At 72.5% G+C, this 14142-nt stretch carries 13 protein-coding genes and 3 tRNA genes; 7 read left to right on the forward strand and 9 right to left on the reverse strand.

Annotated features, from left to right (window positions below):
* Window positions 1–31: 31 nt before the first annotated feature.
* On the reverse strand, window positions 32–1249 hold the full coding sequence (locus ACH45N_RS07885; RefSeq protein ID WP_397392780.1) for a sulfotransferase family protein: 1218 nt from the start codon (window positions 1247–1249) through the stop codon (window positions 32–34).
* A gap of 111 nt (window positions 1250–1360) precedes the next feature.
* On the opposite strand from ACH45N_RS07885, the gene ACH45N_RS07890 reads away from it, so the two are divergent.
* Complete coding sequence (locus ACH45N_RS07890; protein WP_397392782.1) at window positions 1361–2992, forward strand: ATP-binding cassette domain-containing protein; 1632 nt, start codon at window positions 1361–1363, stop codon at window positions 2990–2992.
* A gap of 3 nt (window positions 2993–2995) precedes the next feature.
* Here ACH45N_RS07890 and ACH45N_RS07895 read toward each other — a convergent pair whose 3' ends face one another.
* Window positions 2996–3565 carry an NUDIX hydrolase family protein gene (locus ACH45N_RS07895; RefSeq protein ID WP_182614170.1) on the reverse strand — a complete coding sequence of 190 codons (570 nt, stop codon included), beginning with the start codon at window positions 3563–3565 and terminating at the stop codon, window positions 2996–2998.
* 156 nt (window positions 3566–3721) lie between these two features.
* On the opposite strand from ACH45N_RS07895, the gene trxA reads away from it, so the two are divergent.
* Complete coding sequence (gene trxA, locus ACH45N_RS07900) at window positions 3722–4087, forward strand: thioredoxin (RefSeq protein WP_182614171.1); 366 nt, start codon at window positions 3722–3724, stop codon at window positions 4085–4087.
* Window positions 4088–4124: 37 nt separating this feature from the next.
* Here trxA and ACH45N_RS07905 read toward each other — a convergent pair whose 3' ends face one another.
* The 5 genes from ACH45N_RS07905 to bcp form a co-directional block, all read right to left on the reverse strand.
* Window positions 4125–4814 (reverse strand): DsbA family protein, encoded by a 690-nt coding sequence (locus ACH45N_RS07905; RefSeq protein ID WP_397392785.1) that lies wholly within the window; start codon window positions 4812–4814, stop codon window positions 4125–4127.
* 115 nt (window positions 4815–4929) lie between these two features.
* Complete coding sequence (locus ACH45N_RS07910) at window positions 4930–5379, reverse strand: hypothetical protein (protein WP_397392787.1); 450 nt, start codon at window positions 5377–5379, stop codon at window positions 4930–4932.
* Window positions 5380–5432: 53 nt separating this feature from the next.
* Window positions 5433–5514, reverse strand: a tRNA-Leu gene (locus ACH45N_RS07915).
* 35 nt (window positions 5515–5549) lie between these two features.
* A complete protein-coding gene (locus ACH45N_RS07920; protein WP_397392789.1) occupies window positions 5550–6779 on the reverse strand; it encodes an acyl-CoA dehydrogenase family protein in 1230 nt (409 codons plus the stop codon).
* A complete protein-coding gene (bcp, locus tag ACH45N_RS07925) occupies window positions 6779–7261 on the reverse strand; it encodes a thioredoxin-dependent thiol peroxidase (RefSeq protein ID WP_397392791.1) in 483 nt (160 codons plus the stop codon). The genes ACH45N_RS07920 and bcp overlap by 1 nt, the downstream gene beginning before the upstream one ends.
* A gap of 149 nt (window positions 7262–7410) precedes the next feature.
* On the opposite strand from bcp, the gene ACH45N_RS07930 reads away from it, so the two are divergent.
* The gene (locus ACH45N_RS07930; protein ID WP_020013266.1) at window positions 7411–7707 is read left to right on the forward strand and encodes a co-chaperone GroES; all 297 of its coding nucleotides are present in this window, start codon (window positions 7411–7413) and stop codon (window positions 7705–7707) included.
* On the opposite strand, the gene ACH45N_RS07935 is transcribed toward ACH45N_RS07930, so the two are convergent.
* Window positions 7698–8300 (reverse strand): hypothetical protein, encoded by a 603-nt coding sequence (locus tag ACH45N_RS07935; protein ID WP_397392793.1) that lies wholly within the window; start codon window positions 8298–8300, stop codon window positions 7698–7700. The two genes, ACH45N_RS07930 and ACH45N_RS07935, sit on opposite strands and share 10 nt — an antisense overlap.
* 116 nt (window positions 8301–8416) lie before the next feature.
* Here ACH45N_RS07935 and ACH45N_RS07940 point away from each other — a divergent pair.
* A tRNA-Lys gene (locus ACH45N_RS07940) sits at window positions 8417–8492 on the forward strand.
* A 118-nt stretch (window positions 8493–8610) separates the two neighbouring features.
* Window positions 8611–8683 (forward strand) — tRNA-Lys (locus ACH45N_RS07945).
* Window positions 8684–8745: 62 nt separating this feature from the next.
* Here ACH45N_RS07945 and ACH45N_RS07950 read toward each other — a convergent pair.
* Window positions 8746–9045, reverse strand: a complete 300-nt coding sequence (locus ACH45N_RS07950; protein ID WP_397392795.1) for a hypothetical protein — start codon at window positions 9043–9045, stop codon at window positions 8746–8748.
* Window positions 9046–9191: 146 nt separating this feature from the next.
* On the opposite strand from ACH45N_RS07950, the gene ACH45N_RS07955 reads away from it, so the two are divergent.
* Both ACH45N_RS07955 and ACH45N_RS07960 read left to right on the forward strand, forming a co-directional pair.
* Window positions 9192–12701 (forward strand): metallophosphoesterase, encoded by a 3510-nt coding sequence (locus ACH45N_RS07955; protein WP_397392797.1) that lies wholly within the window; start codon window positions 9192–9194, stop codon window positions 12699–12701.
* Window positions 12698–14005, forward strand: coding sequence for a HupE/UreJ family protein (locus ACH45N_RS07960; protein ID WP_397392799.1), 1308 nt, complete (start codon window positions 12698–12700; stop codon window positions 14003–14005). The genes ACH45N_RS07955 and ACH45N_RS07960 overlap by 4 nt, the downstream gene beginning before the upstream one ends.
* The last annotated feature ends 137 nt before the right edge of the window (window positions 14006–14142 follow it).

A 14142-nucleotide genomic window follows, 5' to 3' on the forward strand; every position in this document is an offset into this window, starting at 1 on the left:
GAGCCCGGGAGGCCCGTGGTCGTGGGTGCGGTCACGGCGCGAGCGTGGCGAGCAGCGTCCGGTACCCGGCGAAGGCCGCGCCGACCTGGTCGGGCTCCAGTCCGAAGCGGTCGAGCGTGTAGCGGTGGGCCGGCCGGTTCCGGGGCGCTTCAAGCGCCGCGGCCAGATGTGCGTCGTCGTCGGGTCCCCACTGCGTGCCGAGCCGGTCGAACAGGTCGGGCAGGACGGCGCCCGGGTCGCCCGTGAGCCGGTCGTACGGCAGGTCGAGCACGACGTCGGGCCCCAGCGCGGCGCGCTGCTCGAGCGCGCGGGACACGCCCCGGGCCATGATCGCCAGCCACTCCGGGCCGATACCGGCGACGTCCACGGCGTCCGGGCGCCGGTGGATCCGTCGCGCGGACTCGGCCAGCGAGCACAGCGAGGCCAGGGCCACCTCGGGCGACCGGTGCGTCCACACGAACCGCGCGTCGGGGAACACGTCGCGGATCGCCGCCAGGTGGAAGAGGTTCGCAGGGTGCTTCAGCACCCACCGGCGGGCGGGCCGGCCGTAGGACAGCAGCTGCAGCGTGTCGCGCAGGAACCGGTAGTCCGGCCGGTGGTCGAAGGTGGCCAGCCGGTCGAGGTAGTCCGGCATGGGCACGGCGGAGGCGTGCATCTCCGAGTGGGCGCGGATGAATGTGTCCTCCTCCTCGGACGCCGCGTACATCGGGTGGATGGTGTCCCACGTCGCGCTCAGGCGCGACGTCATCGCGAACTTGCGCCTCGTACGCCGGATCAGGGCGGCCTGCTGCGCGTCGTCGACGGCCAGACCCGGGTAGGTCATCTCCCACAGCTTCGGCCCGCGGTGGGCGGGTGACCGGGACACGATGTTGTAGGTGAGCGTCGTACCTGTGCGCGGCATGCCGACCACGAACACCGGCGCCGTGACGGGCTCATCGGCGACCTCGGGGTGGCGGGCGCGCAGGTCGCCCACGACCACGCGGATGCGGACCCGTAGCCGTACCAGCTCCTGGCCCGCCGCCCAGCCGAGCGGGCTCAGGCCGGGGAAGTCCGCGAACGCGCGCAGCGCGAGCCGCAGGTGCTCCAGGTCGGCGGCGTTCTCCGCGCTCAGCGGTGCGCGACGACGCGAGGCGTGCGCGATCATCCGGTCGAACACGGCGTCCGCGTTTCTGCGCGTGCGGGCTGCGGGCGCCAGGAGCAGGTTGGTCAACCGCAGCGCGGGCGGGTCGGCGGGCGTGGTCGTGGACACGGTGCTCCTGGGGTCGCGGTGCGAGCGGGCGATCGGGCACATCCTCTCGTGGCGGCCCCCACGCGTAAACGAAAGACGCGGCGCTCCGGCGGGTCCCCGTAGGCTGGGCGGATGCACCTCGTCGCCCAGGACCTCGGTTTCGCCTACCCCGGGCGGCCCGTCATGGACGGGGTCTCCTTCTCGGTGTCGCCCGGAACGCGGCTCGGCGTCGTCGGCGAGAACGGCTCGGGCAAGTCCACGCTGCTGCACCTGCTGGCCGGCGACCTGCTGCCGAAGTCGGGCGAGGTACGTCGCCAGGGTACGGTCGCGCTGGTCGAGCAGGAGCTGCACCCGGCGCCGGGGCAGACCATCGGCGACCTGGTCGCCGGGACGCTCGACGGGCTGCGGAGCGCCGCCGCCGAGCTGGAGGCCGCCGCCGCGGCGTTCGACCACGGCTCCGGCGACCTGGCGGTGCTCGAACGCACGCTCTCGCTCGCCGAGCACCTCGCCGTCTGGGACGCCGACCGCCGCGTCGAGGTGGCCCTCACGCGCCTGGGCGCCCCGCGCGACCACGCTCGCCGGCTCGATCAGCTCAGCGTGGGGGAGCGGTTCCGGGTCCGGCTGGCCTGCCGCCTCGCGGAGCGCGCCGACCTGCTGCTGCTCGACGAGCCCACCAACCACCTCGACGACTCCGCGATCGAGTTCCTCACGGGCGAGCTGGTCGCGTGGCGCGGCGGCGTGGTGCTCGTGACGCACGACCGCGAGCTGCTCGACGACGTCGCCACCGCCATCCTCGACCTCGACCCGTCGTGGGACGGCAAGCCCGTGCTCTACGGGCAGCCCGGCTACCTGGCCTACCGGTTCGCCAAGAACCAGGCGCTGCACCGGTGGCGCCAGCGCTACCGGGCCGAGCGCAAGCGCGCGGCGACCCTGGCCGAGCGGCTCGACGAGTCCTACGAGGGCCTCTCCGACGAGTGGCGCCCGGGCAAGGGCTCCCAGAAGCACCGCCGCGCCACCCGCGCCCGCATCCACGTCAAGGCAGCCGACCGCCTGGTCCAGAAGCTGGAGGCCGAGGCCATCGAGGTGCCCAGGCCGCCCGTCGAGCTGGGGTTCCCCGACCTGCCCGCGATGTCGCCGGGCTGGGACCCCGGCAACCCGGTCGTGGAGGTCCGCTCGCCGCGCGTCGGGGACGACGACGCCGTCCGGCTCGACCTGCCCGGCACGCGGATCGCGATCCCGCCGTCGGGCCGCCTGCTCGTGGTGGGGCCCAACGGGACCGGCAAGTCGACGCTGCTCGCGGCGCTCGCCGGCACGCTGGAGCTGGACCGGGGAAGCCGCGCGGTCGCGCCGGGCGCGCGCATCGGCGTCGTGGGCCAGGAGAGCGAGCCCATCACCGGCAAGGCGCGGCTGCGGACCGGGTTCGAGACCTATGCCGACGAGGCGCTGCGGCTGCTCGCCTCGAACGAGCTGGACCCCGACCACGTGGTCCCGGTCGCGGGCCTCGGGCTGCTCAGCGAGGAGGACCTGGACCGGCCGCTGGCCGAGCTGTCCGCGGGGCAGCGCCGCCGGTTCGAGCTGGCGCGGGCGCTGCTGCACGCGCCGCACCTGCTGCTGCTCGACGAGCCGACGAACCATCTGTCGATCGACCTCGTCGACGAGCTGACCCGGGCCCTCCAGGTCACGCCCTGCGCCGTCGTCGTGGCGACGCACGACCGCCGCATGCGCGCCGACCTGGAGGACTGGCCGGTCCTCGACCTGTCCTGACCCCTACGGCAGCCGGCCCACGTGGGCCATCGCCTGCTTGATCAGCATGCCCTGGCCGTTCATCATCTCGGCCTGGACGTCGTCGGCGCAGGCCTCCTCCGGCGTGAGCCAGGCGAGGTCGAGGGCGTTCTGCTGCGGCCGGCAGTCGCCCGTGACGGGCACCACGTACGCGAGCGAGACGGCGTGCTGGCGCGGGTCGTGGAACGCGGTGATCCCCGGCGTGGGGAAGTACTCGGCGACGGTGAACGGCTGCGGCGACGGCGGCACCTGCGGCAGCGCGACCGGCCCGAGGTCCTTCTCGATGTGCCGCAGCAGGGCGTCCCGGAGGCGCTCGTGGTACATGACGCGCCCGGAGACCAGGGCGCGGGTCATCGCACCCTGCGGGTTCACGCGGAGCAGCAGCCCGACGGCGACCACGTCACCCGAGTCGTCGACCCGGACCGGCACGGCGTCGACGTACACGAGGGGGAGCTGCGCGCGTACGACGGCGAGGTCCTCGTCGGTCATCCAGCCCGACACCGGGGCGGGCTCGCGGTAGAAATCGTCGGCTGGGTAGTCGGCAGTGTCCGTCACGGGTCCGTTTCTACCAGGTCGGGCGTTGCGGTGCCTGACCCCGCGCCGCCCCGTGGACACCCGGATGTGACACGGGTCGCCGAACCGCCGCTCCTGGAATAGCAGAGGGTGGGGCTGTGCTCTACCTGGTAGACGCCCAACGAAAGGAAGCGTGACATGGCAACTGTCGACATCACCGACGCCACGTTCGAGAAGACCGTCAGCGACAACGGGATCGTGCTCGTGGACTTCTGGGCCACCTGGTGCCCGCCGTGCAAGATGTTCGGACCTGTCTTCGAGGCTTCCTCGGACAAGAACGACGACATCGTGCACGCCAAGATCGACACCGACGCCAACCCCGGCATCTCGGCCGCGGCACAGGTGACGTCCATCCCCACGCTCATGGCGTTCCGTGACGGCGTGCTCGTGTTCCGCCAGGCGGGCGCGCTGCCGGCCAAGGGCCTCGCCGAGGTCGTCGAGGCCGTGCGCGGGCTCGACATGGACGTGGTCCGCAAGGACATCGCCGCGCAGCAGCAGAACTGACGCGGCGGGCGGGCCTGGCGGCCCGCCCGCGGTGCGCCTACCGGCCGAGCGCCGTCTCCACGGCCCCGACCAGGTCGGCAGGGCTCTGCGTCTCGAGCTTCTCGCCGTCCAGGAAGAACGTCGGGGTGCTGCTGACGCCGAGCGCCCGGCCCTCGTCGAAGTCGTACTGGACGCGCTCCGTCGTCGCCGGGTCGGCCACGGCGGCGTCGTACCGGTCCAGGTCGAGGCCGAGGTCCCGGGCGAAGCCACGGAAGACCTCGGCCTGGGACTGCTGGACCTCGCCCCACTCGGCCTGCGACTCGTACATCCGCTGGTACATGGGCTCCAGCGCGCCCTGTGCCGCGGCGGCCTCGACCGCGACGGCGGCGTTGACCGAGTTGGCGTGCGCGGGGATCGGGAAGTACCTGAGCACCACGGTCAGCTCCTCGCCGTACTCCTCCTTGAGCTGCTCGACGGTGGGGTAGTAGGCGCGGCAGACCTCGCACTCGAAGTCGAGGAACTCGACGAGCACCGCCTGCTCGTCGTCGGCCTGGCTCAGGACGTGGCTGTTCTCGCGCACGACCTCGGCGTCCCCGGCCGGGGCGTCGGGGCGGGAACTCAGGATGAACCCGATCAGCAGCGCGATCAGGCCGAGCACCCCGACCAGGAGGGCGAGCTGCAGGGTGAGTCGGGGCGTGAGGCGGCGGGTGGTGTTCGTGCGGTCGGCGGCAGGGCGCTTCGTGGTCACAGGGGTTCCTTCACGGGTCACAGGGCGTGCACGGGGAGCAGGGCGTGCCGGCGGCCAGGTCGGGCCCGGCGGCCGGCCGTGGTGGGCGGACGACGGCGTCCGCCGAATGCCCCGCCTACGTGCGGCTGATACCCCAGAGCAGCGGGTCGTGCCCGAGCGCGTGCGCCCGCGTGTGGGCACGTGCCGCGCGGCTCCCCGCGGTGACCGGCGCCGGCGCCGCGACCCGGTACGACGGCGGGCAGACGGCGGGCTCTGTCCCGGTGCCGACGGGTGCGCGCAGGCTCAGCAGCCCCAGCGTCTCGCCGTGCTGCGCTCCGTGGGCCGGGCAGTCGTCGGCGACCGGGACGACCCGGTCGCGGATCTTGCCCTCGCCCGGATCTGCTGCGTCGCGGTCCAGGACGTCGACGTGGTGCTGCACCACGGCGACCGGCGACGCCGGGGCCGCGGTCGCCGTGGTCGTGCCCAGCGTGGTGACGCCCAGCAGCCCGGCCAGCGCGAGGAGCAGCACCACGAGCGCGGACCGCGGGGCGGTCGCGCTCGGTGCTGGCCGGGGCGAGAGAGTCATGTCGGGGCGATCGTAGACGAATCGCCCGGGCTCCTAGTGTGAAGTGCCGAGGGTGCGCGAGGGGGGACTCGAACCCCCACGTCCGGAGACACCAGGACCTAAACCTGGCGCGGCTGCCAATTACGCCACTCGCGCGCGGCGCCCAGTCTACGGCCAGGTGAGCGTGCAGGTCAGCGGAACGCGGCGAGTCCCGTGAGGTGTCGCCCCAGCACGAGCGTGTGCACCTCGTCGGTGCCCTCGTAGGTGCGCACGGACTCCAGGTTGCTGGCATGACGCATCGGGGAGTGGTCGAGCGTGACACCGTTGCCGCCCAGGATCGTGCGGGCGGTCCGGCAGACCTCGATGGCGATGCGGGCGTTGTTCAGCTTGCCCGCCGAGATCATGTGCCCCTGCAGCCGCCCGGAGTCCTTGAGCCGGCCGAGGCGCAGCGCCATGAGCTGTGCCTTGGTGATCTCCAGGGCCATGTCGACGAGCTTGGCCTGCGTGAGCTGGAAGCCCGCGATCGGCGTGCCGAACTGCTCCCGGCCCTGCGCGTAGGCCAGCGCCGCCTCGAACGCGTCCCGGGCCGCGCCCACCGCGCCCCAGACGATGCCGTAGCGCGCCTCGTCGAGGCACGCGAACGGCCCGGCCAGGCCGGGGTGCTCGGGCAGCAGGGCGTCCGCGGGCAGCCGCACGCCCTCCAGCGTGATGTCGCACTGCACGGATGCCCGCATCGACAGCTTCGGCTCGATGGGGACGGCGGTGAACCCCGGGGTCGACGTCGGCACGACGAATCCCCGCACGCGGTCCCGCTCGCTCCCGTCGTCCTGTGGCTCGCGGACCTTGGCCCAGATGATCGCGACGTCCGCGAACGAGGCCATGCCGATCCAGCGCTTGGCGCCGTCCAGGACCCACTCGCCGCCGGCGTCGCCGCCCTCCGCGCCGGCCTCGAAGCGGGCGCGCGTGATCATGCTCGCCGGGTCGGAGCCGGCCTCCGGCTCGGTGAGCCCGAAGCAGCCCACGACCTCACCCGTCGCCATGCGCGGCAGCCACTGCTGCTTCTGGGCCTCGGAGCCGTGCTTGTGGATCGCGGACATCGCCAGCGAGCCCTGCACCGAGACGAACGTGCGGATCCCGGAGTCGCCGGCCTCCAGCTCCTGCGCCGCCAGGCCGTACTCGACGGCGGACCGCCCGGCGCAGCCGTAGCCGTCCAGGTGCATGCCGAGCACCCCGAGCTCGCCCAGCTCGGGGACCAGCTCACGCGGGAAGTGTGCGTCGGCGAACCACGCCGCGATGTTCGGGCGCACCCGGCGGTCCACGAACTCCCGCACGCGGGCGCGCGTCGCGAGCTCGGCCTCGCTGAGCTCGGAGTCGACGTCGAGCAGGTCCGTCGGGGAACCGGGGGCGGCCGGCGAGCTCATCAGGAGTCGAGCCCCAGCACCTTGCGGATGCGGGCCACGTGGCCCGTCGCCTTGACGTTGTAGAACGACTCGGCGACCGTCAGGTCCGGGTTCACCACGACCGTGGAGCGGATCACGCCCACGTACGTCTTGCCGTAGTTCTGCTTCTCGCCCCAGGCGCCGTACGCCTCCAGCGTCGCGTGGTCCTCGTCGGACGCGAGCGGGAACGTCAGCGCCTCGGACTCCGCGAACTTGGCCAGCTTCGCCACCTTGTCGGGGGAGATGCCGACGACGGCGTAGCCCGCGCCCAGGAGCGACGCCTCGGAGTCGCGGAAGTCGCACGCCTCCTTGGTGCACCCCGGCGTCGCGGCAGCCGGGTAGAAGTACACGATGACGCCCTTGTCGGTGCTCCTCGCCAGGTCGGCGAGGCGGACGGAGGAGCCGTCGGCGGTCGGGAGGGTGAAGTCGGGAGCCTTGTCCCCGGTCTCGAGGCGAGTCGTCATGCCCGTAACGGTAGTCGCCTTCGCGGGTCCTCGTGCCCCGCGCGGCCGGGGCCTGTGGACAACTCGGATCGGCAGTCGCGTAGCGTTGTCCTGTGAGCACCTCCGCCGTGACCGACTCCGTGACGAAGCCCGGAAACCTCCCGATCCGCATGCTGCACGACCGGCTCCTGGTCGAGCCCGAGACGGACTCGGCGGAACGGCAGTCGACGGCGGGCCTGGTGATCCCGGCGACCGCCGTCGGGCCCAAGCGGCTCGCCTGGGCGACGGTCGTGGCGAAGGGCGAGCACGTGCGTCAGGTCGACGTCGGCGACCGCGTGCTCTTCGACCCGGAGGACCGCGCCGAGGTGGACCTGGCCGGCACGGACTACGTGCTGCTGCGCGAGCGGGACGTGCACGGCGTGGCCGAGAGCGACGAGGCGGACGGCTCGACGGGTCTCTACCTGTAGGTGAGACCGGCAGGTCGGGCAGGACCCGCAGGTCGGTCCGCCCCTTCTCCGGCCTGCAGGACCTCGAGCCGCTTGATCATGCGGCGCACGAGCAGCAGCGGGATCGCGCCGAAGACCCCGAACGACATGTCGATGAGGCTCCAGCCCCACGGGATGTCCCGCACCGGGCCGGCGATCAGGGCCAGCGGGATGATTCCCGCGCACGCGATCAGCCCGAAGTCGACGACCCAGATGTTGCGTACCGGGTCACGGAACGGACCCCAGAACGCGACGGCGATGACGAGGTGCGCGAACGCGAGCCAGTCCGTGCCGTACGCGATGAACGGGTAGTCCCGGGACGTGGCGTCCAGTCCCTCTCGGACCCGGGCGAACCAGTCGACGAGGCCCGGCAGCCAGGCATCCACGCCCCACGCGAGGAAGAGCTCGTGGCCCCACCGGACCTCCGTCGTCAACGGGAACGCGGTGACGCCGCTCAGCACCAGGCCGACGATGAACACGATCAGCCAGGCTCGTACGCGCCGCAGGAGTACTGCCTGTTCGGACTGCGCCGCGACGTCTGCCAGGGGACTTGGTCCGGTACCGGTGACGGTCATGGTGCCGGAGCGTAGCGGCGGGCGGCCCTGCCCGGCTGTCGTGCAGTTCACAGGGTGGGCCCGCTCGTTCGGTTACCGGTGACGCCCCTGGTCCTGGTAGTGTTTCTCTCCGTTGCGCGCCATTAGCTCAATAGGCAGAGCAGCTGACTCTTAATCAGCGGGTTCGGGGTTCGAGTCCCTGATGGCGCACCAGCACGACGGCCTCGTGGCCCCCGTCCGTCCTCTGGCGGACGGCGGATCGCGGTCGTTCGTGAGGCGGAGACAAACGGTGCGCCGAGGGCCTCAGGTCCTGGTAATCTTCCCGTCGCAGGCGCCATTAGCTCAATTGGCAGAGCAGCTGACTCTTAATCAGCGGGTTCTAGGTTCAAGTCCTAGATGGCGCACCCACAGGACGAAGGCCCCCACCACGGTGGGGGCCTTCGTCGTTCCGGTACGGGGGGGGCGATCAGAGCAGGTCGACCGGGAACAGCTCCGTGCGCGCCACGACCCGGTCCCGCTCCGCCGTCAGCGCCGTGCGGCGGGGGTCGGCGAGGAACCCGTCGAGCTTCTGCTGTCCGGCGAACCGGTAGAGCTGGACCTCGTGCGGCCGGCCGTCCGCGCCGTCGGACGCCGCGCGCTGCAGCACCGTGCCGCCGTGCTCCGGGACCAGCGCCAGCACCTTGTCCTCGTAGACCGTGAGGCCCGCCTCCTGGCCGGGCTGCGCCCACAGGAGGCAGCACAGCAGCATCTCGTCGTGGTTCGCCATGGCCCGATCGTAGGACTCGGCCTCCGCGTACCGACTATTTGTCCGCTTGTTGCCTGCTGCACCTGTTCCGTTCACCCAGCCCGTCCAGGTTTGTCCTCCGGGCGTGCTCGGAGCCGTCCATCTCACGGACCACAGGGAGGACGGCCATGCGGCCAGTCACCAGGAAACAGCGGGGCCGGCAGCAGGCCGGTCTCGTCGCGGCGGTCACGGCAGCGACGCTCGCCATGACGGGCTGGGCGGCGACGTCGTCGTCCGCCGCCCCCGCGGACACCGCTCGGACGGACACCGCCGCGACGGCGACGACCCCGCACGGGCCGGAGGCCCCGACGTCGGGTGCCCCGACCCTCGCACCCGACGACGGCGACTTCCTCGAGGGCACCGTGCCCGTCGCGGCCGAGCCCGTCGCCCCCAGGGACGATGTCACGCGCCTGACCGTCGACGGCAAGGCCGTCCCGGGTGCCACGGAGACCCTCGGCACGTCGGTGCTCGGCTACACGGTCGGCACCAACTCGACCGAGGCGCGGTACATGAACTACGTGTCGGTCAACGGCTCGGAGCCGATCCACCTGCCCGACGCCGTGAGCGAGCGCGTCGAGCTGGAGGTCCCCAACGAGTACCTCGTGACCGGCGAGAACACCGTCGAGGTGGTCGTGGGCACGATCAGCTCCGACTGCGGCGTCAACCACGACGACTTCGTGCTGTCGGACTTCACGCTGGAGCCTCTCGGCGAGCTCGCCGACGGCGAGGAGAACGAGTACACGTACTCGTTCGGCGACGGCACCTGCGGCAGCAACACGAGCCTGCTGCTGCGCGCGGAGCTGTCCTTCTTCGTCCAGGGTGATCCGCAGGGCACCACCGGCCTGAGCGCGGACCTCGACACCACGACGCTGACCAACGGCGCGCACACGATCGAGGCGCGCACCGCCTCGGGCGACTCGACGAAGCACCGGGTCCGCGTGAACAACGCGCCCGCCGGCGCGCCCCGCCTCTCGCCGGTCGACGGCACGCTCGCCAACGGCACCGTCACCGTCACGGGCGCCCGCCCGGCGGACGGCGAGGGCGCCACGGCCGAGCTCACGGTCGACGGCGACGCGGTCGAGGCCACCGAGACGCTCGGCGCGGGCGACGCGGCCTTCTCCTTCGACGTCGGCTCGAACGCCGTCGACGGCGGGGCCGCCAACCTGCTCGTCGTCAACGGCATCGAGACGCCGATGGGCGGATCGTACGCGAGCCAGCGCGCCAGCATCGCGATCCCCAACGAGTGGCTCCGGCCCGGCGACAACACGGTCAAGGTGGTCACCGGCACCTTCGCGGGCGACTGCAACCGCGACGACTTCACGATCTCGAACCTCGCGCTGACCCCCGCCGCGGGCACCGCGGCTGGCGTCGGGCTCAAGCCCTCGTACGCGATGGGCGACGGCACGTGCGGCTCCAGCGGCACCGCGCTGCGCGAGGTCACGCTGACCTTCACGGTCGACGCCCCCGCGCGCGGCCTGCGCGCCGACCTCGACACGGCCACGCTGTCGGACGGCGAGCACGAGCTCGCGGCGACGTCGACCACGGGGGAGACCGCCACTCGCGCGCTCTTCACCGACAACTCCGGCCCGGCGCTGGTGTCCGCGACCCCCGCGGACGGCGACCGGCTCACCTCGACGGTGCCGCTCGCGGTCGTCGTCGAGGACGCCTCCGGCGTGGTCCAGGGCCCCGACGTCACGCTCGACGGCGCCAAGATCGCCGTGGGTGACCCGGTCGGCCCCGGCCTCACCGCCGGCGCGCACACGCTCGCGGTGTCCGCGACGGACGGTCTCGGCAACGAGGTCACGCATGAGATCGACTTCGTCAGCGCCGGGATCCCGGACGAGCCGGCGGACGTCGCTCCGGCGTCGGGCACGAAGGGCGTGGGCCGTACGGCTACGCTGCAGGCGACCGTGGCCGCGCCCGACGGCGGCGACGTCACCGCGCGCTTCTCCGCCGCGGAGATCCTGACCCCGAACCAGGCGTGGCAGGGCAGCACGGGCACCGTGCCCACCACGCTGGACGTGCGCGGCCAGAAGAAGCTGAGCACCAAGGCGCTGGAACCGGGCGACGGGAAGTCCGTGACGTCGCCGGCGTCGGGCGACGTGACCTACCAGCGGTTCGACGTGCCGGTCCGCGGCCGCATCGAGGCGCCCGTGCTGCGCTGGGAGGGCACCGCCGACCCGGCGCGCCTGGTCAGCCTCCGGGCCTGGAACCCGGACACCGACGCGTGGGACGTCGTCGCCTCCGCACGCGGCGCGGTCGAGGGCGGCACCGTGCTGGAGGGCACCGTGTCCCGCGACTACGTGGACCGCGGCACGGTGCACGCCATGGTCACGGGCGAGGACCCGTTCGCCGACGATCTCGACGCCGGTGACAAGGACCGGTTCGACGACCCGGACGAGTACGACTTCTCGATGGTGCACTACACGGACACCCAGTACCTGACCGAGGGCGCCGTGGAGCAGGAGACGGCCGAGGAGCGCGCCGTCTGGGCGCAGGGCTACACCGGCGTGATGGACTGGATCGTCGACAACGCCGACGAGCGCAAGATCGCCTACGTGGCGCACACCGGCGACATCGTCGAGAACAACATCCGGGCGTTCCCGCCCGAGATGGAGGACCAGGTCGTCGGCGAGTTCGAGTTCGCGTCGCAGGCGCAGGCCCGGATCGACGCCGCGGGCATCCCGAACGGCGTGGTCGCGGGCAACCACGACAACCAGTCCGGCACCGACCCGACGCTCTACGACCAGTACTTCGGGCCGGACCGGTACGAGGCGCTGTCCGAGGACTGGACCGACGCCTCCTACGGCGGCGTCATGGAGCCCGGCTCGAACGAGAACCACTACGACCTGTTCTCGGCCGGCGGCCTGGACTTCGTGGTGGTGGGCCTGTCCTACGGCGTGACGCGCGACGAGGCCGAGTGGGCGGCGTCGGTCTTCGACCGGTACTCCGACCGTAACGGCATCCTGCTCACGCACGACTACCTGGAGCCGTCCGCGTCGCCCGACGGGCGCGGCGCCAACTTCGGCGGGTCCGACGGGCCGCTGCTGTACAACCTGCTCGTCAAGGACAACCCGAACGTGTTCATGGTGCTCGCCGGGCACCGGCACGGCGTGGGCACCAACGTGCGCCCGCCCGTGGTCGGGGACATCGGCGGCGGCGTGGTCGAGCTGCTCGCCGACTACCAGTTCTACACGGTGTCCGCCGGCCAGCTCGGGCTGACCGAGATCGGCGGGTACCAGCCCACGGACCAGCTCCAGTTCGGCGCGTCGTTCTTCCGCATGCTGCAGTTCGACGTCGACCGCGGCGAGGTCTCGATCGACACCTACTCGCCGCTGCTGGGCGAGTTCGGCGCCACGGAGTACGACACCGAGCACCGCTACAACGGGCTCGAGGACAACATGGTGCTGCCGGTCGACCTGACCTCGCGCACCACGTCGTTCAGCACCGACTCCGTGGTGCTGTACGACCCGGTGGACGAGATCGGCCGGGACACCGTGGCGTCCGGTGAGGTGGCCTCGGTCCGCTGGTCGGGCCTCAAGCCCGACCGCACGTACGCCTGGTTCGTCACGGCCCGCACCTCCGGGGGCGGCACGACGACGGCGTCGCCGGCGTACTTCACCACGGCGCGGCGTTGAGACTCGGCCCTCTCCGCGGACGCCCGCTGGCCCTGGCGGGGCTGCTCGCAGTACTGAGCAGCCCCGCCGTGGGGCAGGTCGCCTCGGCGCACGACGCCACCAGCGACGTCTACGCCGAGGTGACCACGGCGTCGTCGTCCTCCGGTCCGGAGGGAGGCGGGTCTGGGGGCGGCGGGCCGGACGTCGTGGCGGTGCTCGACCTGGAGTACGACCTGCTGATGAAGTCCGCCTGGCTGCGGGCCGAGGCGTACGAGGCGACCGGCCGTGACGACCAGCTCGCCCACCTCGACGAGCACGAGGCCGAGGTGGACGGGTACGTCACCGACCGGTTCACGGTCACGTACGACGGCGCGCCGTGCGCGCCGTCGCTCTCCGGCGCCGACGTCGTCGAGCGCGGGGAACGGCCCTACGCCTCCCTGACCTACGCCTTCGCGTGCGACGGCGAGCCGGAGGGGGTGCACGAGGTGTCCAGCGCGCTGTTCCCGGACGCCGAGTCGTTCGTGCACTCGACGGAGACGATCATCCGGTACTCGCTCGACGAGGAGGACGGCTCGGCGGTGCTCACGTCGGCGTCGCCCACCCTGACGACGGGGGAGCACCGCCTGCTGAAGCAGGTCGGGGAGTTCTTCGTGCTCGGCGGCGAGCACCTGCTGTTCGGCGTCGACCACGTGCTGTTCCTGCTGGCGCTGCTGATCGGGGCACGCCGGCTGCGGGACGTCGTCTGGACGGCGACGGCGTTCACCGTGGCGCACTCCGTGACGTTCCTGCTCGCGGCGCTCGGCGTGGTGTCGGTGCCGGCGATCGTGGTCGAGCCGGTGATCGCGGCATCGATCGCCGTCGTGGCCGTGGTGGACCTGGTGCTGCTCCGCCGGGGCGGGGCGGCCCTGGGTGGTGAGGCCGTGGGCGGCGGCCCGGCGTCCGGCACGGTACGGGACGCCCTGCGGTGGCGTGCACCGGCCGGGCTCCCGGACGTCGGTCTGCGGGGCGTCGGTCTGCGGGACGAGCGTGGTACCTGGCACCGGTGGCGGCTGCCCGTGGTGTTCGTCTTCGGGCTGGTGCACGGCGTCGGTTTCGCCGGTGCGCTCGGCATCGACGCGGCCTGGTCGTGGACCCTGTTGTGGTCGCTGCTGTCGTTCAACGTGGGCATCGAGGCCGTGCAACTCGGCATCATCGCGGTGGTGTTCCCGCTGCTGGTGCTCCTGCGGGTCCGCGCCCCGCGCACGGCCCGCTGGGTACTGCTCGTGGGCTCTGCGGTGATCGCGGCCGTGGCGCTCTGGTGGGTGGTGCAGCGGCTGGCCGGCTGACGCCGCGCTGGCCGGCTGACGCCGCCGAGGCCGGCTGATGCCGCGTCGTCGAACGTAGGGTTGGTCGCACTCTGGGCGCCCAGAGTGCGACCAACCCTACGTTCAACTGTGGCTGCACCGCTGGACCGACCCAGGAA

It is taken from the genome of Promicromonospora sp. NPDC019610 (assembly GCF_044389365.1).
Lineage (GTDB): Bacteria > Actinomycetota > Actinomycetes > Actinomycetales > Cellulomonadaceae > Promicromonospora.